Origin of the sequence: Aeromicrobium sp. (genome assembly GCF_036675695.1) — a bacterium.
Lineage (GTDB): Bacteria > Actinomycetota > Actinomycetes > Propionibacteriales > Nocardioidaceae > Aeromicrobium.
The window spans coordinates 26,164-45,005 of record NZ_JAKFEL010000013.1; the positions used below are offsets into that span (position 1 = coordinate 26,164).

At 61.6% G+C, this 18,842-nt stretch carries 12 protein-coding genes, 1 other RNA gene and 1 pseudogene; 3 read left to right on the forward strand and 11 right to left on the reverse strand.

Annotation, left to right across the window (positions count from 1 at the left end; translation table 11 throughout):
* The 7 genes from ureB to urtA form a co-directional block, all read right to left on the reverse strand.
* Window positions 1-321: an urease subunit beta gene (ureB, locus tag V6M39_RS00785; RefSeq protein WP_332641746.1), complete on the reverse strand. Its 321-nt coding sequence runs from the start codon at window positions 319-321 to the stop codon at window positions 1-3.
* Between the two features lie 34 nt (window positions 322-355).
* A complete protein-coding gene (locus tag V6M39_RS00790) occupies window positions 356-658 on the reverse strand; it encodes an urease subunit gamma (RefSeq protein WP_332641747.1) in 303 nt (100 codons plus the stop codon).
* A 3-nt stretch (window positions 659-661) separates the two neighbouring features.
* A complete protein-coding gene (locus V6M39_RS00795; protein WP_332641748.1) occupies window positions 662-1,366 on the reverse strand; it encodes an ATP-binding cassette domain-containing protein in 705 nt (234 codons plus the stop codon).
* Window positions 1,359-2,120: an urea ABC transporter ATP-binding protein UrtD gene (urtD, locus tag V6M39_RS00800; RefSeq protein ID WP_332641749.1), complete on the reverse strand. Its 762-nt coding sequence runs from the start codon at window positions 2,118-2,120 to the stop codon at window positions 1,359-1,361. Before urtD ends, V6M39_RS00795 begins: the two co-directional genes overlap by 8 nt.
* A gap of 2 nt (window positions 2,121-2,122) precedes the next feature.
* Window positions 2,123-3,217: an urea ABC transporter permease subunit UrtC gene (urtC, locus tag V6M39_RS00805; RefSeq protein WP_332641750.1), complete on the reverse strand. Its 1,095-nt coding sequence runs from the start codon at window positions 3,215-3,217 to the stop codon at window positions 2,123-2,125.
* Window positions 3,214-4,098: an urea ABC transporter permease subunit UrtB gene (gene urtB, locus V6M39_RS00810; protein ID WP_332641751.1), complete on the reverse strand. Its 885-nt coding sequence runs from the start codon at window positions 4,096-4,098 to the stop codon at window positions 3,214-3,216. The genes urtC and urtB overlap by 4 nt, the downstream gene beginning before the upstream one ends.
* A 113-nt stretch (window positions 4,099-4,211) precedes the next feature.
* Window positions 4,212-5,447 (reverse strand): urea ABC transporter substrate-binding protein, encoded by a 1,236-nt coding sequence (gene urtA, locus V6M39_RS00815; protein ID WP_332641752.1) that lies wholly within the window; start codon window positions 5,445-5,447, stop codon window positions 4,212-4,214.
* Between the two features lie 190 nt (window positions 5,448-5,637).
* Between urtA and V6M39_RS00820 the strand changes: the two genes are divergently transcribed.
* The 3 genes and pseudogenes from V6M39_RS00820 to V6M39_RS18025 form a co-directional block, all read left to right on the forward strand.
* Entirely contained in the window at window positions 5,638-6,753 is a 1,116-nt protein-coding gene (locus V6M39_RS00820) for a HoxN/HupN/NixA family nickel/cobalt transporter (RefSeq protein WP_332641753.1), read from the forward strand.
* 458 nt (window positions 6,754-7,211) lie between these two features.
* Window positions 7,212-7,442 carry a hypothetical protein gene (locus V6M39_RS00825; RefSeq protein WP_332641754.1) on the forward strand — a complete coding sequence of 77 codons (231 nt, stop codon included), beginning with the start codon at window positions 7,212-7,214 and terminating at the stop codon, window positions 7,440-7,442.
* Window positions 7,439-7,696: pseudogene (locus tag V6M39_RS18025) on the forward strand (helix-turn-helix domain-containing protein); the annotation flags it as partial. The gene V6M39_RS00825 and the pseudogene V6M39_RS18025, both read left to right, overlap by 4 nt.
* 103 nt (window positions 7,697-7,799) lie before the next feature.
* On the opposite strand, the gene V6M39_RS00830 reads toward V6M39_RS18025, so the two are convergent.
* The 4 genes from V6M39_RS00830 to ssrA form a co-directional block, all read right to left on the reverse strand.
* Complete coding sequence (locus tag V6M39_RS00830; protein ID WP_332641755.1) at window positions 7,800-7,928, reverse strand: hypothetical protein; 129 nt, start codon at window positions 7,926-7,928, stop codon at window positions 7,800-7,802.
* A 666-nt stretch (window positions 7,929-8,594) separates the two neighbouring features.
* A complete protein-coding gene (locus tag V6M39_RS00835; protein WP_332641756.1) occupies window positions 8,595-15,191 on the reverse strand; it encodes an RHS repeat domain-containing protein in 6,597 nt (2,198 codons plus the stop codon).
* Window positions 15,179-18,016, reverse strand: a complete 2,838-nt coding sequence (locus V6M39_RS00840) for a LamG-like jellyroll fold domain-containing protein (protein WP_332641757.1) — start codon at window positions 18,014-18,016, stop codon at window positions 15,179-15,181. Before V6M39_RS00840 ends, V6M39_RS00835 begins: the two co-directional genes overlap by 13 nt.
* Before the next feature lie 663 nt (window positions 18,017-18,679).
* Window positions 18,680-18,842, reverse strand: a transfer-messenger RNA (tmRNA) gene (ssrA, locus tag V6M39_RS00845); the annotation flags it as partial.

Here is an 18,842-nt window from a genome sequence, read left to right on the forward strand (position 1 = left end):
TCATTCCCCCTTGATCTGGATGCCGGGCACGACGCCCCGACCGCCGAAAGTCACGATGCCGACCTCACGCGATGCCCCGGGCTCGAAGCGACGAGAGGTGCCGGACGGAATGTCGAGTCGCCATCCGCGGGTGGCCTCGCGGTCAAAGTCGAGCGCGGTATTGACCTCGGCGAGATGGATGTGCGACCCGATCTGCACGGGCCGGTCACCCGTGTTGACAATGACGATGGTCCGCCGCTGCTCGGGCGTACGGTTTGCGTTGATCTCGACCGTTCCCTCGGCCACCTTCAGGCTGCCGGGGCCCTGCGTCTGACTGCTCACGGCAACCTCCTACGCACTCTGCTGCTTGTCATCGCTACGCGATGGGTTGGTGGATGGTGACGAGCTTTCGGCCGTCAGGGAACGTGGCCTCCACCTGCACATCGGTGAGCATGTCGACCACATCAGGCATCACCTGGTCGCGCGCGAGCACCTCACGCCCGGAGGTCATCAAGTCAGGCACGCTGGCCCCGTCACGAGCACGCTCGATGACCCAGGTGGCGAGCAGGGCAACTGCCTCGGGATGGTTGAGCTTCACTCCCCTGGCGAGCCGGTCTCGAGCGACCATGCCCGCGACAGACAGCAGTAGCTTCTCGGTGTCAGCCGGAGTCAGATGCACGGCCTAGACCGCCATCGCGGCGCGTACGTCGTCGATCGCTCCCGGGCCGCCCTCGCCGCTCGAGGTGACGCGCCCGGACTCGAGCACGTAGTAGCTGTCGGTGGCCCGAAGGGCGAAGCCGACGTGCTGTTCAACAAGCAGGACTGACAGGTCACCTCGTCGAGTGAGATTGGTGATGAACGCTTCGATCTCGGACACGACATTGGGCTGGATGCCCTCGGTCGGCTCGTCGAGGATCAGCACCTGCGGCTCGGTGATCAACGTTCGGGCGATAGCGAGCTGTTGGCGCTGACCTCCGGACAACAGCCCCGCACGACGAGACAGCAGACCCTTCAGTGCCGGGAAGGTGTCGAGAGCGTCGTCGATCAGTCCCGGTCCGTTTTTGCGTCCGTCGGCGACGAGCTGCAGGTTCTCAAGCGTCGTCATCTGCCCGAAGGAGAGCTGCCCCTGAGGCACATATCCCAGACCACGCTTCACCCGCGCATTGGGCTTGAGCCTTGTGACGTCCTCACCGTTGAGGAGCACGGCGCCCTTCTTCAACGGGAGCAGTCCGACCGCAGCTCGCAGGGTCGTCGTCTTGCCGGCACCGTTGTGGCCCATGATCGCGACTGCCGAGCCCTTCGGCACCACGATGCTGACGTCGTGGAGCACCATGCTGCGGCCGTATCCCGCAGTGACACCCCGCAGTTCCAGTGCTGGTTCAGTCATCAGTGCCTCCATCTACGACTGCTGCGACGCTTCGACCGAGATAGACCTCTTGGACCTCGGCGTTGGCCTGGATCTCGGCGACCGAGCCCTCCGCGAGGACCTTGCCTGCGTGGAGCACGGTGACGATGTCAGCGAACGTACGAACGAACTCCATGTCGTGCTCGATGACGATGATCGTGCGGTCGGCGCAGATCCTGCGCAGCAGCTCACCGGTCTCGTCGCGCTCCTCAGAGCTCATGCCTGCCACAGTCTCGTCGAGGAACATCACCTGGGCGTCCTGGACGAGCAACATGCCGATCTCGAGCCACTGCTTCTCACCGTGAGCCAGTCGGCCCGCCGGGAAGTGGGCGACTTCTTGAAGACCGATCGTCTCGATCACCCGCTCGATCTCCTCCGGAACGCCCTTACGGGCAAAGGCCAGCTGCCATGGCTTGCGATGCAGACCACCGGCGATATCGAGGTTCTGAATCACGGTGAGCTCTTCGAACACGGTTGCCGTCTGGAAGGTGCGACCAATACCAGCACGTACGACCTGGTGAGACTTGAGATCGAGCAGGTTCTGACCGTTGTAGGTCGCGCTTCCGCTGGCGCGCACCAGTCCCGTGAGGGCATCGACGAGTGTCGTCTTCCCGGCTCCGTTCGGACCGATCAGAAAGTGCAGACGCCCTGGCTCGAACGTGACGTTGACGCGCTCATTTGCCTTGAAGCCATCAAAGTCGACGGTCACATCGGCCACCACAAGAGAGCCGCTCATACTCACACCTCCTCTTTCGGGGCAATGCCACGTAGTTCGCTCGTCTGACGTACCAAGTCCTTGCGGAACCGCTTGAGTACGGAGGCGAGGCCGCCCGGAATCAGGAGGATGACCACGATGAACAGCAGGCCCTGGAAGTACGACCACTGATTCGGGAACTGCTCGGATAGCGAGGACTGCCCGTAGCCAACCGCCAGCGCACCGATGGCCGGTCCAAGCAGGGAAGCTCGGCCACCCAGAGCAACACCGGCAATCAGAAGGATCGACGCGGTCGCATCGACATCAGATGGGGAGATGATGCCGGCCACCGGAGCGAACATTGCGCCGCCGATGCTGGCCATGACGGCAGCAACAACGAAGGCGAAGAGCTTGACGTTCGCCGGGTCGTACCCGAGGAAACGCACCCTCTCCTCTTGGTCGCGCGTTGCGACCAGCAATTCGCCGAACCGGCTGCGATTCAGCTGCCAAACGACCAAAAGACAGGCGATCAGCAGACCTGCCGTGATCATGTAGATCAACTGCTTGTTGACCGGGTCGTACAGGTTGTAGCCGAAGAACATCGTGAAGTTGTTGAGCCCGTTGAAGCCGCCCGTCTGCTTGATCGTGGCTATCAGCAACGTGGCGAACGCGACGGCGAGTGCTTGGGTGAGGATCGCGAAATACGCACCCTTGACCCGGCGCTTGAAGATCGCGTATCCGAGAATCGCCGACACGACAGCCGGTAGCACGATGATCGCGATCAGGGTCACAACGGGACTGCGGAACGGCCCCCACCACCACGGCATCGTTCCGTCTCCATAGAGCTGCATGAAGTCAGGAACGTTGCCAGGACCGGCTGCGTCGAGCTTGAGATGCATCGCCATCGCATACCCACCGATGCCGAAGAACACGCCTTGTCCCATGACGAGCATTCCGCCGCGACCCCATGCGAGGCCGATGCCGACTGCGGCGATCGCCCAGCAGCAGTACTTGCCGAGGTTGCTCAGCCGAAAGGTGCTGAGCACAGCGGGTGCCACCGCGAGCAGCAGGACTGCCAGCAGGGCGATGCTGAGCAGCGGAAGCCAAGGCTTGACCTTGGTGATTGCATTCGAACTCATGCCAGCCCCCTCGTGCTAACGGTGAACAGGCCCTGAGGCCGGATCTGAAGGAACACCACGACAAGCGCAAACACGACCACCTGGGCCATCGAGCCGCTGAACCAGTCAGTCATGAACTGAGTCAGAATTCCGACCGAGAACGCCGCGATCACCGTGCCCTTGAGCTGTCCGAGTCCACCGGCGACCACGACCAGGAATGCCGGGATGATGTACGTGATGCCCAAGGTCGGGAACGTGCCCGAGATGAGCGAGATCGCCACTCCGCCGACCCCCGCCAGCCCTGATCCGATGAAGAACGTGATCCGGTCGACGGTCCGAGTCGAGATTCCCATCGTCTCGGCGAGCTCACGATTCTGAACCGTGGCGCGGATCCGGCGACCAAACGACGAATACTTCAGCAGTGCCGCCAGTCCGAGGAGAGCCAGGACGCCGAGCGCGATTGTGAACATGCCTCGATAGGGCCAGTTGTAGCCGAACACCTCGATGTGTCCGCGCAACCATTCGGGCGCCCTCACGGGGTCGCCTTGCGCACCGAAGATGTCTTTCGCCGCCTGCTGAAGAACCAGGCTGACACCGACCGTGACAAGCAACGTGTCCAATGGTCGGTGGTACATCCAGGAAATGATCAAAGTCTCGAGCAAGAGCCCTAACAACCCGGCCACGAGGAACGCGACGGGGAGGGCAATCAGGATCGAGATGTCTGTGCTGGTGATGACCTGCTGGGTCAGGTACGTGGCGTAGGCGCCGGCCATGAGGAACTCGCCGTGCGCCATGTTGATGACGCCCATCTGACCAAATGTCAGCGCCAGACCGAGTGCAGCGATCAAAAGGATCGCCCCGGTGACAGCTCCGGTCAGCAGCGGTGTGGTGAACGACTCCATGCGTGCTCCTCTGAGGTTCTGCGGATGGTGGGACCCGGGGGCCCCGCGCCAGGCGCGGGACCCCCGGTTCGAGGTGAGGCGAGGACGGCGGGGCCGTCACAGCTCACTTCGTGTCAGGGCTTCCACCAGGGGTATCCCTCGAGGAACGGATCCGGTTCAATCGGCCCGTCAGACGACCAGACGATGTCGAACTGGTTGTCCTTGTTGATCTGACCGATCAGACCCGTCTTGGCGATGTGATGGTTCTCGCCGTTGATCGTGACCTTGCCCTCGGGAGCATCGAACGAGACTCCGTCAGATGCAGCGTTGATCTTGTCGACGTCGAAGGAGCCAGCCTTCTCGACCATGTTCTTGTACAGGTAGAGCGAGGTGTAGGCAGCCTCCATCGGGTCAGATGTCGGACGTCCCGGGTACTTCTTCTGGAACGCCTTGATGAAGGTGTCGTTGGTCGGCGACTCGACGGACTGGAAGTAGTTCCAGGCGGCGTACTGACCGGTGAGGTCCTCGCCCATCGAAGGAGCCTCTTCTTCGGCGATCGATACCGAGATGATCGGTGTCGTCTTCGCGGTCAGACCCTGCTCGTAGTACGCCTTGACGAAACCGACGTTGGACGAGCCGTTGATCGTGTTGAACACGAAGTCAGGCTTGGCCTTGACGATCTTGGCGACCTGAGTGCTCCAGTCGTCCTTGTCGAGAGGTACGTACTCCTCGCCGACGATCTCGATACCGAGCTCCGTGGCGTACTGCTTGATGATCTTGTTCGCCGTACGCGGGAAGACATAGTCGGAACCGGCCAGGAAGAGGGTCTTGACGCCCTTGCTCTTGAGGAACTCCATTGCCGGGATGATCTGCTGATTCGTCGTTGCGCCGGTGTAGTAGATGTTCTTGGAGGCTTCAAGACCTTCGTACTGAACTGGGTAGAACAGCAGGCCGTGGTCGCCTTCGACGACAGGCAGCATTGCCTTGCGAGAAGCCGACGTCCATCCGCCGAACACCGCTGCGACACAGTCACTGGTCAGCAGCTTGCCAATCTTCTCGGCGAAGATCGCCGGATCGGATGCACCGTCTTCTTCGATCGGCACAATCTTCTTGCCGAGGATGCCGCCATCGGCGTTGATCTCCTCAGCTGCCAGGTTGAGCGAGTCCCGGACAGTCTGTTCGGAGATCGCCATCGCACCTGCTGTCGAGTTGAGGAACCCGAGCTTGACGGTGTCGCCTGACGTGTCGACACAGCTTTCGGCCTTCGAGCCTGAGCCGCCATCGGATGACTTCGAGCCACACCCTGTCAGGATGAGGGTGGCCGACAACGCCGCCGCGGTGCCTGCGACGAGCCTTGCGCGTGATTTCACCACTGGATTCCCTTTCGTTCTGCGCGTGCGGCTCGTTGGTGCGCCGCTTGATACCTGCACGCTAGGAACGACAGATTTCCGTTACTTCCAAATGGTATTACTTTCGTGTTAACCCTTTCCTCGTCCGAATAGGAGCTCCAAAACCTCGACTACGTTGAGGAGTAGTTCCAGATGGAAGGGATCTTCGCCCATGCCCGCACGCACGTTCACCGCATTCCACCGGAGCCTGAATCACACCGACTGGCGGTCACTCTTCGGGATGTTCGGGCTCATCCTTCTGCTGCACATCGCCGGCTTCGGGATGCTCTTCGGACTCGTCGTCCCCCAGCACTTCAGCATCGGTGGGGATCACGCCGTCTTCACGGTCGGAGTGGGCGTGCTCGCGTACACACTCGGTCTGCGCCACGCCTTCGACGCGGACCACATCGCCGCCGTCGACAACACAACCCGCAAGCTCATCGAGGACGCGTCCGTCAATGGCGACCCACGCAAGCCACTCTCGGTCGGCTTCTGGTTTTCACTTGGGCACTCCACGATCGTGTTCGCACTGGCACCGCTCCTCGCAGTCGGTGTCAGGACACTCGCCGGGCCGATAGAGAACGACGATTCATTCCTCCACTCGGTCACCAGCGTGATCGGACCGTCCGTGTCAGGGGTGTTCTTGTGGATACTCGGCATCCTCAACCTCGTCGTGTTGATGGGGATCATCAAGGTGTTCCGCAACATGCGGGCCGGTGTCTACGACGAAGCCGCCCTCGAGGAGCAACTGAGCAAGCGTGGTGTCATGAACAGGATCTTGGGCGGCCTGACAAAGTCGGTCCGCAAGCCTTCGCACATCTATCCGATCGGTGCGCTGTTCGGCCTCGGCTTCGACACCGCCACAGAGGTCGGCCTTCTCATCCTTGCTGGCGGCGCCGCCGCGTTCAGCCTCCCGTTCTATGCGATCCTCGTGCTCCCGATCCTCTTTGCCGCGGGTATGTGTTTGATGGACACGATCGACGGCGTCTTCATGAATGCCGCGTACGGATGGGCGTTTGCCCGGCCGGTTCGCAAGCTCTTCTACAACATCGCGATCACGTCAATCTCGGTCGCAGTCGCCCTCCTCATTGGGACCGTCCAGCTCATCGGCGTTCTCGCCGAGCAAGCGAACATCACCGATGGACCGCTCGCCGCGATCGCGAACATCCCGCTCGACTATGCGGGCTACGGCATCGTCGCCCTGTTCTTCATTTCGTGGCTGATCGCGCTCTCCGTGTGGCGCTTTGGCCGCGTCGAGGAACGTTGGTCTGCCCCACTCGTGCGCTGACCGCGTGACGGTGCCGGATTCTGGAGCTGCCGGGATCCCGCTCCTACTCGCTGCGCTCGTGGGGGGACCCCCAGTGCGGCAACGCTGAGTGGCGCTCCGCGCGATCGCAGCACTGCGTTGGTGGGGCCCGACTCGATTCACTCTGCTTGATTCACGAATGACAAAGCCCCCCTCAGGCAACGCTGGCGGGGCGCTTCGCGCGGAACACCATTGCGGGGGGTGGGCCCACTCGATTCCCGGCAGCTCCACGACGAAGGACCTCCGCCCATCGGGCGGAGGTCCTGTCTTCGTCGTGGAGCTTGCGGAAATCTATTCGAAGCAGGCACACCTAACTTCCGGGTGGCAGCAGATCGTCGCCTACCAGTTGCCAATGGAAACGCGGCAGGTTGCGCACTCCGTGTCACGCAACCTGTCACAGCGACTATCAGATCAGCAGATCCAAGAAATCATCGACCGCTATGAAGCCGGTCAGAACTCTCGCCAACTCGCAGATCAGTTCCGGATTTCACCGCCAAGCGTGCTTCGACTACTGCATCGCAACGGCATCGAAGTTCGAAGCCGAGGAGCGTGGGATCGACGCGAACGGTGACCCATCGGCTCTCACTGTTGGCGGGAAGCCAAGTGCCGTGCTACTCGGACTAACCGAGGAAACGATCGTCCTCGAGGGAACCTTCAGCGAGTACCCGTGACCGACACCAACTTCGCCGCCCGCCTCGTCGCTGCGCGCAAGTCCGCCTTGCTCACCCAGCAGCAACTCTCGGACCGCGCCAGCGCGCACGTCACCCAGATTCGTCGCTATGAAGCCGGCAGCAGCCAACCCACCCTCGACCTCCTGCGGTCGTTGGCGCTCGCGCTGAACATCAGCGCTGACTCGCTCCTATTCGACGAAGACGAACGCGGCCCCCAAAGTCAATCGCTGCGACTCAAGCTCGAAGCCGTCGACCAATTTCACCCCCGACGAACAACGGCACGTCGCCGCCTTCATCGAAGGTGCACTCCTGCGCCACCACGCCAAACAGGCCCTCACCGGCCGAGCCAGCTCACGCTCAGCTCTTGCCCGTCTCGTAGATCAGCCGCCCTGCCTTCTCTTCGGCTGCAAGGTAGTCAGCGATCTCCTGGCCGTGAGCAGCATCGCGCTCATCGACCGCGAACATGCTTGGCGATGACCATTCCACCAGCGCACCCCGCTCAGTGAGGCCGACCACAACGTCGTCTCGAAAACCTTCGTTCGCCTGCTGGCGACCACAGCCGTAGTGCTGCCGCAGAGAACAGCGAGCAGCGCACCGACCAGCGCAACTAGTACCTTGACAGCCGTCGCTAGTCGTCGCACCGGACGCTCTTCTGAGTTGCTCACTGCTGCCCGCTATCCACCAATCCCCAAGGCCCAGCATCGGGGACCTTCACGCGCCGGTAGGACTCCCGAGCCTCAGCTGAGTTGAGGAGCACCGCAATCCCGGCAGCGGAGTCCTCTGCGAATTCGTCCAAGCCATCCCATGCCGGATCAACGCGGCGCAGCAGCCACCGAGCTGGAGTTCGTTGCTTGAGATTCAAGCGCGGAAGACCGTCACGTTCCACAGTCAAGGTCGTGATCAGCCCACCCCAAGTCGTTTGCGCGACAGCCCGTGTTTTTCCATCCACGGGATACCGAGTGGACCCCTTTTGAAGCCAAATGCCCGTTTCGTCTGCCGCCACGTACGTCGCCACCACCGTGCCCGACAATCGGGTGGCGTTACCGGCAGTCACGCCGACAGCAGACTCAGTCTCGTACCGGCGATAGCTCCCAGACTCAATGTCGAAGAGATAGGCCTCGTTGTAGCGGTCTCCGTTTAGCCAGATGCGCGTCACTGGACCCCCAAGAGTCGGTTGATCCACGGGCTTGTGCTTCCCGCGCGCTGGATGATGCTGAGATCCGTCGCGCCCGGCCGCCCGATAAGACCCTCATAGGTTGGGCCGACTGGGTTGCCGTAGCGGCCCGTGTTGCGCCACTCGGCCCATCTATTCAACACCGCAGGCAGGTTCTGGCGCGCTTGAACCTTGAGTGCATTTCGTGACTCGACAACCCCACGGGCGACAACCTCAGCCGATTCGCCAGAAGCGACACGTGCAAGGCCATCATCCGAGATAGCTCGAGCCGAGTCCACATATGACTGACGCGTCGCTCGGATTCCGGTGTTCGCGGCCTTCGCGGTCAGCGACGCCGTTCGTGCGGCATCCTCGGCGGCCATTGTCGCAGCCCGCGGACCGCCGCCTAGCAGCAATCCCAGAAGGCCGACCGCCTCCCCACGCTGGTAGTTGAGTGTGCCGCGCTCTGCACCAAACAGCCAGTCGGTGAAGTCCTGCCCAGGAGTCCCACGCGAGAGGCCGGAGAGACGGGCGAGCGGACTGACGTCCAGCGCTAGGTCACCGAGCGAACTGAAAGTACTTGCCAGGCCGCCCAGGAGATCCTTCTTTGATCCGGTCTTGACCAGATGGGATCGCCTTACCGCATAGACGCGCCCGGACCCGCGGTCTATGCGCGGCACCACCTTCGTAATACCAAAACGGTACGTAGCCGTGTACTGCGTTGGGTGTTCGTTACCTCCAGAACCAGCTGTGGTGAATAGACCTGACGGATCGGAGGTCGTGACCGGCGAGTTGTTGGCGTAGGCGTACCCGTTCATCTGCTGCGGGTCCATTGGGTCCATGATCGGGTCGACGGACATGAATCGGCCGAGTTTGGGGTCGTATTCGCGGGCGCCCAGGTGCGTGGTGCCGGTGGAGGTGTCCTTGGTTTTGTCGAGGTAGCCGTGTTCGTTCGGCCACGCAGGTAGCGGCGTGGTGAGGTCTTCGCCGAACGGCGTGAACTGACGCTTCTGCACCACCAATGTCGCGGCGTTGATCGCCAGCTGGCCAGTGTTGTTGCGGTCCCCAATGAGCACTGTCAGCCCAGCGGCGGTTCGGGTTGCGACGGGCTCGCTTCCCACGCTGTAGCTGCGGACCAGCGACTTAGATTCGGCTTTGACCTTGTACTCGCTGTTGCCGACGTACAGAGTCACAGAGTCGTCGGCCTGATCGGTCTTGAGGATCCGGTTGCCGTCTGCGTCATACACAAAGCTGGTGACCTCATCGGTGCCGGCGTTGGTCACTGACTCCTGGTGGCCTTCGCGGTCCCAGGTGATTGTCTGATCCCCGACTTCACCACCGGCTCGGGTCACCGTGTTGCCGGTGTTGTCATAGGTCAGCGTTTCGGTCTGTGGCGACGAGCCCGATGACACCACAGACGTGACTCCATGTGGACGGGACGCTATAGCAGCAGGGTAGTCCGAGACGTGCGTCGTACTTGATGCTCCACCAGCACCACGGATCTGAACCCACGTCTTGCGGTTGCCGGACTTGTCGTAGGTGTACGCGTCCCAGTAGGGCGACTGTGTGCCAAGGGTGGCTGTTGTCGGTGCAGCACAATCAGTGCTGTCGGTCGACCATGCGTCCGTCATCCGACGCAGGTAGTCATAGTCGAAGCACTGCTTCATCGGCGTCGCGCCTGCCGCGGTGGAGTCATCGTCAAGGCTGGTGACATTGCCGGCCGGGTCGTAGCCATACTTCTGATCCAGCTGGGTCTCTGTCGCAGACGTCTGCAATGACACTGCTTGGCGGGTCAGACGCCGGGTGCTGTTGTCGTAGTCACGGGTGTCATAGACCGACTTGCCGATCGACGACCCCAACACTCGCTGCGTGACCATGCCGTCAGCGGTGTAGGTCGTGCCGGCGACCAGGGCACCTGCACCGGTGAGTGTCTTGACATTGCCTAACGCGTCATAGGTGTAGTTCAGAGACTCGTTCAACAACCCGGTACCTTCGGTCGAAGGCTGCAGCACCTGCCGGGGCAGACCGTTGGGGTAGTACGACATCGAGGTGGTGTAGCCATCAGCACGGTAGAGATCATCTACCGATTCCGGGATCCTCAGCGTGGAGCTGGCCGGACGTCCGGCGCCGTCGTACGTATAAGAGGTCGCATAGTCGCCGCCTGCTGTGTGCCGGGTGGACGAAGTTAGCGCCCCCTCTTGCTCAGTGTCATAGAGCCACGATGCCCGAAGCGTTCCGTCATCGTTATCGTCACGAAGTTCGGTCTTGCGACCAAGCACGTCGTAGCCGGTCCACAACTTCTTGCCGTCATTGTCTTCGGTCGTGATTGGTCGATCCAGGTCGTCGTACTCGGTGGTCGTAAACCCCTTGTCGGGGTCGTTCAGTGAGACCTGTCGCCCACGAATGTCGTACCCGTAGACCCACTCAATGTCCGAGGGATCCTTGACTGTCTTGAGCTGTCCGGACGGTGTGTAGGTGTAGGTGGTTTCGTCGAACGAGGAGCCCGTCTCGTATTGCCGCAAGGCGGTCGTCTGGCCGCGCGCGTCTACCACAGTGGTGGTCTTCGTGCCGCCAGTCGGCGGAGTGACCGTCGTCCGGTCGCCGCCGTACTCGGTGGTGGTGTGCCACTTCTCGCTGCCGTGGGACATCAGCGTCGTCTTAGTGGCGCGGCCGGCCCGGTCATACGTGTAGTCCGTGTAGGCCGGGATGGATCCTGTGGACGCCTGAACGAGAGTCGTAGACGCGTCTCCGGTGTTGAAGTACGGGCCACGTTGCGACTCCACCCACCCGCGCGTGTCATAGACGGTGTCGGAGATCATTCGACCACCGCCAGAGTCTGCCGCGAGCGTTTGCGTCTGACGCGACCGCAGCAGCCCATCGAAGATGTCGACGGACGTGGTGTATCCACCCGCTGCATTCAGCGTCTGGCTGGTGATCGAATTCGGTGACGAGTCGCTGACAACGTAGGCGAACTTGTACGTAGCCGACAATCCCGTCGATTTTTCGCGCCCTGGAACCCAGGCGCTGGTGACCCTGCCCAATACGTCGTAGGAGTAGTCGGTCTTGCGACCGGCGACGTCCGTGGACTGATCGACGCTGCCCCACTGCACGTTCAGTTTTTGTGTGGTCGTTTGATCTAGCGCGTTCGTCGTAACGATCTGTGTTGGTTGGCCGGTGGCAGGGGTGTAGGCGGTGGTCGTCTCCGCTCCGGCAGCGTCCTCGACCGACGTTGGTTTACCTGATGCGTCGTAGGTGGTCTTGACGTCGGTGTGGTCGACTTCGATGCCTCCGCCGGAGGTCCATTTGGACAACGACTTGACAGTTGTGACGAGGCCTCGGGTGGGTGCATCGCCAGAAGCGTCGGTGTCGTCGTCGTAGAAGTTCCTCGTTGCGCTGATCACCTTGTCGCCGGAGTCGATCGTTGCCCCACAAACTCCAGCCGTGGTGGTCTCAGACTTCACTGCGTCGGTGATCCACACATCCTCGTTGTCGTTGTAGCTGGTAACGGTGCACCGATCATCTGAGGAGACTGAGGTGTCGCCCTTGTCGTGGGTCTGGGTTTCACGACCAAGGCTGTCGTAGGTCATAGCCTGCTCGACGACGCTGTCTGGTCCGCCGGTGACCGCGGTGGTGGTTTGAGTGTTGGCCGTGTTGATAATTCGCGCCTTGAACCCGTTCGAGGCGTCGGTTGCCGTGATCGTATTGGTCGGTGTGTTGACTGTTCTCTCGACCATTGGGCCGGTGTCGCCGAGCTTGGTCGTGGTGCGTCGTACGAATCCGTTGTACAGAGCGTCGTCGACGATGGACGGGCTTTCAGTTCCATCGCTGATCGTGACCGATTTCGTCCCACCGGCCGATGTGGGGTCCCCATTCATGCCGCGCATGTAGAGAGACTCAGACCATGTTGCGTCGTCGCCCTTGCCGACCTGGGTGATGACCTTGCCGTAACCGCGCCAATCCGACCAGGTTCGATATTTGGGCAACTCGAGGTTGGATTCAGTCCAGTGCCACGCTGGTGCACCGACGTAGGTGTACTTGGTGGTCACTGGTGGTGAGCCACCGGTCTGGTCTGACTCGACGACGCTGTTGACGAGATACTTGTGGAAGTACTCCAGCTGTCGGCCTTTCGCGAAGTCTCGCTGGTAGAACGACGGGAAGCACCGTCGGCTGTTCGTGTCTGGACTTGTTGGTTTGTCAGTTGCCGTGCAGTCGCGACCGGAGTAGTTGATCGACATGTTCCCGCCCGCGCCGTTCAAGATGGCGCGTACGCGGTACTTGGCGAACATGGCGATGCCATCACCTTGGGCATCGACCCGGTTCTGGAATTCCTCGCCCTTGAACCCCACCGGCGGCAGGGTCACAGCCGACGAACCACTGCCTGCGACCTGCTGCAGTCTAAATAGCCACAAGGAGTCGTTCGTCCCGTCATACGTGTTCGGGAAGGACTGACTCAGGTTCCAAGTGTTCACTGGCTCATAGGTCCCGGAGCCTGTGCGCACCTCTGTAGTGATCTTGTCCGTCATGTACCTAGACCAGAAGGTCGGCGCCGGGCGATTGGCGCACATCTCGGACAGGTTCGTGCAGTACTGGTCGATCGGCACATCCGGCCAATGCGAAGCATTCTCGGTCTTGAAATCACTGGAAGTGCAGTCATTATCGCAACGCCACGCATGCCCGAACGTCACCTGCAAAGGCGCCTGGCCCGAGGCAGTGTCCTTGCGGGTTCCATACTCGATCCTTTTCAGCAACGCGGCTCGGTCGTACGTCGTCTTATTGCTTGGGGAATCCGCGCCCTCGGCGCCGTACATGTTCTCTTCTTGCGTATAGAACAACGACATCGTGTTTCCGGACGGGTCTTCTACATAGTCAAGACCCCACCGCCACGCCTGCACACAGTCCGAGTCGTGGAACGAGGACTCGTGGCAGGGGTCACCTGCAAAGGCCCCGTACACGCGGACGGTCGAGACCGAGTCTGTGATCCTGGAATCGTTGGTAACGCCGACCGTGTCGCGTTTGTTGAGGCCGTAGTAGTACTTCGTGCCATCCGGTGTGGTGACGACCCATCGCTCGCTCGTGTTGTCGTCGTTGATGTTGCTTGTCGTGCCGTGCGCATCGACGAGCCGAATGACCTTCGTACCATCGTCGTCCTTCAACCGCCACTCGGCGCCAGACTTCTGGACCAACGAGGTGGACTTACCACCCAGCGTCAACGAGATGTTGCGGTCGCGCCAGCACAGGTCCGCGCTATCGGAAGGTGCGTTGCTGCCGTCATCAGTGTCATTGTCCCCACACGACGAGAAACTGCGCTCGATCGACCCAGGATCGAGGCTGAATCCCTCGCCAATGCCAGACGTCTGATTGTTGGTCGATGACGTGCGGCCGTCAACGGAGCTGGACGAGTAGTCCAGAGACAGATCGGGTGCCGGCCCTGCGCCCGCGGGAGGCGCAGGAAGCGGGTAGGACCAGGTGAAGTCGCCAGATTGCCCACCGCCGGACCACTCCGAAGACGCCGACATGGGGGTGCTGGAGAAAGAGCCGGCATCGCCAGCCGGTGTAGCGACCAGGGCCACCGTCATCGGAGCTGCCGCTGACGATGCCGCAGGAATCCCTGCTGCGGCTGGCTTGACCTCGGTCGTGGCGGACGGCGCCGCGTACGATTCCGCAGGAAGTACAGCTGTGACTGTCTTGGCCTCGGTGTCGTTGGTCGATTCCAACGGCACAACCGACTCACATTCAGAACCAGAGTCCTCGGAGTCGTCTTCATTTGTTGTGGCGTCTGGGCAGTCGACGAGCTGGACCGCGCGCAACCGGCTGGCCCAGCCACCGCCAACGGCACCCCGAAAGTCGTCGTAGTTGATCTGCAACTCAATTGGGGCAGTGAAGTCTTCGGCGGTGCCGTTGTCGTCGGCCGGTGGGGGTTCTGGTTCGTTCTCGTCGCCGGGGTCTGTGGAGGGTTCTGGTGTGGTCGGGGTTGGTGTCGGGCTGGTCGGTGACGGCTCCTCGGTATCTGGAGACAACGACGGAATGCTGAACAAGATCGTTCGCACCGCGGTCTGGGAGGCCGTGTCGGACTCCGGGTTGTTACTAGGTGCTGGTGTCGTGCCGCTGGGAGCGGTTGGCTCCGGGCTCGGGTCGTCGGTGGTCGCGACTTTTGGTGTGATTGTGTAGCTGACGCCGGGACCGATGTCGTAGTCAGCGTTCAGTTGGCCCAATGACGTCACTTCGACTGCGGCGGGTGCAGAGTTGGGGTCGTCAGAGCGAACTGCCACATCTGCGTCGCCGCTGGCATCTATGGGGAACTGTTCACTTACCGTGCTCTCAGTCGTTTCCCCGGCTTCAGGCCAGGTGACTTCGGGGGCTGGGACCGTCTTCGTGTTGTCGTAGTCGCCTGCGGCGGCTTGGTAACCGACCTTGGCCACATCTACTGACTTGGTCTTCTCTGGAGACAGAGCGGATTCTTCAGCGGCTGTGGCAAAGCTTGGGTCGGAGACCAGCAGGCTCGCGGTCAGCAGAATCGACAGCGGAGCAATAGTGCACACTCGAGCCGTCGTGCGGGCACGAATGGCACGACGGGGAGCCAGAGTCAGTTTGCGCATGGGGTCACCCCTCCGTCGGTGCGGGTGCTGTAGCAGCGACCCGCGTCTATGGCGTCGAGCTGTACCAACGCAGCGTCGTCCAGCAGTCCTTGCATGACCATGACGTCATCGATTGCGCCGTTCCACTTGTTCACATATGCGCTGCCTGCGCGACCAGCACCCACCAGCATGGTGTTGCCCGCGCTGGGGGGTCTCGTACCGGTGACAGCGGAGGTGCTGGTGACCGAATCGACCAACTGGCCCCCGACCATGATGCGGATCCTGGAAAATCCGGACTTTGAGATGTCCCCGACCAGATGCACCAGGGAGGGACTGAATGCGTCCTGTTGCGGTGCGCGGTTGGAGTACACGTATCTCATCGTTCCTGTCCCATCACGAACTCCGAACGCGTAACAACCGGCTCCGCCGCCGCAGTCTGCGATCGTGCCAAGAACGAAGTTGCTTTGCACGCCGCTGCCCTGGCTCAGCACCGTTCTGGTGCTGGCAATCTCTGGGGAGCGTGACCACGCCGACGCAGTGAAGCTCTGAGCCGTGTCCACCACAGGTCCGGACGACATGGGCGGCGCTGCCTCGGTGCCGTCCAGGCTGACCATGTTGTCGGTGACCAACGGCAACGTCTCATCAGCCTTGAACGTTCCGCGGACCGCCCAGTTGTCCAACATGCCGGTCAGCGGTTGGGCGCCGAGCTGGTCCGACGAAGCGTTGCCGACACCCTCGTCGAATCTGTACTGCGAGGAAAACACACCGCTGGACCCGCCCGTGTCGAACGTGAATACCAACGGCAGGCTGCGGTTCGCCGAAGCGCTATATGCCCACACGCGCAGCACGTTGAGACCTGCCTTGTCCACCTTCGGCTTGAATGTCGCGCGCTTGTCAGCGCCGGTCGCAGTGACAGGATCACTGGTTGGGCTGTCGGAGTTCAGCGACCACCGGTAGTAGGCGACATTCGCCGGCACAGGCGCACTCGGGTCAGCCAACGGAGTGATCGTGACATCCGGTGGAGTCTCATCAATCGACCACACTGTTCCTGGTGGAACGATCAAGCCCGGCGTGCCAAGCAACGAATTGTCGACCTTGAACGTGCAAGGCTCCGACCACGGCCCGTTTAGCCCGGAAACTTCAACGGCTCGAACACGCCACGTGTACGTGCCATCCGGCAACTCACCTGCAGAATTCTGTACACGACCAAGTGTGGAGAACACTGTCGGCAACTCAGTGGTGTTTCGCTGCGGGTGCTGCGCATCGGAGTTGATCTCGGTCCAGAATTTGGGTGTCGCATCGGCGATCGTGGTGCCCTGGGCAACCTGGAACTCACTCTTCAAGTTCTCGATGTCGCCGTCGAACATGTTCGCCAGAAGGCGCGGCTTCACTCCACCGATCACGGGAGGATTTCCAGCCACACAGGGCACCGTGGGATCCGACATCCCCAACCCGGTCGGGACACCAGGCGGGAACCGATACTGCACATTCAATGAAGCCTTGTTGAGGAACAGCTTCCAGCTCGCGGTGCTGGTCTCAGCAGTAGCTCGGAGACCCAGGATCAGCCGAGTCCAAGGCGCGTCAGAGGTATATACAACAGCAGGAGTCGCGTTGAACTCCAACAACCTCCCGTACCGGTTGCAGTTGTCGTGCCCGGCGGAGTCATATCTCGTCTGCAGCAGGGTCACCCAGGAGGGCTGGTTGCTCCAATTGGTCGCCGAGTTGATCCCACCGGTACGCCACAGTCCAAGACCATGGTCTGCACAGGACTCCGACCCGTACAGCCGCGAGGTGAACTCCGCTGAATCCACCTGCGCGCCCACCAAATCAGTGACATCGAACTCCCACAAGAGTCGCTGGACGGTGCCTTCGTAGTTACCGGCCCAGCGACCGTTGGTGGAGGTCCATTTGTAGAACTCGGTCGACGGGTCCTGTTTGCGGATCATCGTCCACTCGTCGGCGACCGGTGAAAGGTATGGGTCTATGAACGTCGGGAACACGACGTCCTTGTCGGTCAGCGATTCAAGGTTGGGGCGCAACACGACTTCGCCCTTGCGAACCGTGGTACGGATCGCAATCTCGGCATCTCCCCGACCTGGGCCCTGCGACCGGGCTATCTCGGCGTCGCGGCCAGACAGCTCTTCACCCTTCGACCCGTACACGGTCCCACGCGAATCCCACATCGACGCCTGCGGTGCGGCGCCCACCTCAATACCCCGGGCGTCCAAGACGGACAAGCCTCCTGCGTCCGTCTGCTTCAACGACCCGTCACTTACGGTCGTTCGCAGGCGTAACTCGCCTAATTCTGGGTTCCGCGATGCTTCCAACGACTGAACCACCAGTACCTGGGTCAACCCGGCATCGGTCACCGTCATCCGTAGATCGACCCCGGGGAACACGCCAGAGTACGTCGCAACAGGGCCGTCGACGACCGGCTTCGGCAACGTGCTCGGCCAGTACGTCTTCACGACCACGCCGTCGATAGTCACTGCCGACAACGGTGCCTTATCGCCGCCACCAGACAATGTTGTCGGCACCGGCGCCGCCTTCGGCTCCCAGTCGCCGCTACGTTGACGCTCAAGATCCAGATCGATTGATTTCCAGGTCTTGCCAACCAGCACCCTGACCGGCGACGAGGAAATCTCGCGACGGAACGAACGATCCGGGTTCGCCCACACCGTTTGGTTGCCGGTACGCTCCGACACGATCTCAACGGGCTTGCCCGTTCGCGCAGCCTCACCCGACTCGTCACGCATACCGGCGTCGAATCTAGGCGCGCTAGAGAACGAGACGAACCCCGCCACCACGGCAAGACACACACCCAAAGCCACAAGCCGAAAACGCACGGCGCGCTCCCCTCCCGGGTACGCAACCGCGTGACCCCCAAAACGACGATCCGCCAATGCAGATGCAGCGCCGCGAAGCAATATTCTCAGCAAACGCTCAGATTGTCAGATGATCCGATCAGAAACTTCAGAAGAACAAAGCTCTCCAAAATTGAGCAGTCAGCGCTATAGGTGCCGCGTCTCGCTGGGCGTCGAAATCCGAATAGCCTGTCCTCCACGACGGAAGACCTCCGCCCACCAGGCGGAGGTCCTGTCTTCGCTGCGCTCGTGGGGGGACCCCCAGTGCGGCAACGCTGAGTGGCGCTTCGCGCAATCGCAGCATTGCGGTGGTGGGGCCCGACTCGATTCACTCTGCTTGATTCACGAAAAGAAGATGGGCCTCCGCACCCAAAACCGGGGTGCAGAGGCCCATCTTCTTTTCGTGGAACTGCCGGGATCCCTCGCATGGCAACGCCGGTGGGCGCTTCGCGCGATTGCAGCATTGCGTGGGCGGGGCCCACTCGATTCACTCGCTTGTTTCACGAATGAGCTGCCGGGATCCCCCTCAGGCAACGCTGGCGGGGCGCTTCGCGCGGAACACCATTGCGGGGGGGTGGGCCCACTCGATTCCCGGCAGCTCCACGACGAAGGACCTCCGCCCATCGGGCGGAGGTCCTGTCTTCGTCGTGGAGCTGCCGGGAATCGAACCCGGGTCCTATCGCGCTGAGCCAGGGCTTCTACGGGTGTAGTTCGTCTAACGCTTTTCTCAGCCCCGGAGCTCGGACGAACACGTCTCCGACAGGCTCAGTCGCATAAAAGTCCCGGTCACACCCTGCGACATGGTGTG

What these genes read in the sequence shown, in the direction of transcription:
- V6M39_RS00835 (WP_332641756.1), bottom strand. Translation starts at nt 15,191, where the DNA reads ATGCGCAAACTGACTCTGGCTCCCCGTCGTGCCATTCGTGCCCGCACG.
- urtC (WP_332641750.1), bottom strand. Translation starts at nt 3,217, where the DNA reads ATGAGTTCGAATGCAATCACCAAGGTCAAGCCTTGGCTTCCGCTGCTC.
- V6M39_RS00795 (WP_332641748.1), bottom strand. Translation starts at nt 1,366, where the DNA reads ATGACTGAACCAGCACTGGAACTGCGGGGTGTCACTGCGGGATACGGC.
- urtB (WP_332641751.1), bottom strand. Translation starts at nt 4,098, where the DNA reads ATGGAGTCGTTCACCACACCGCTGCTGACCGGAGCTGTCACCGGGGCG.
- urtD (WP_332641749.1), bottom strand. Translation starts at nt 2,120, where the DNA reads ATGAGCGGCTCTCTTGTGGTGGCCGATGTGACCGTCGACTTTGATGGC.
- V6M39_RS00820 (WP_332641753.1), top strand. Translation starts at nt 5,638, where the DNA reads ATGCCCGCACGCACGTTCACCGCATTCCACCGGAGCCTGAATCACACC.
- V6M39_RS00825 (WP_332641754.1), top strand. Translation starts at nt 7,212, where the DNA reads ATGAAGCCGGTCAGAACTCTCGCCAACTCGCAGATCAGTTCCGGATTT.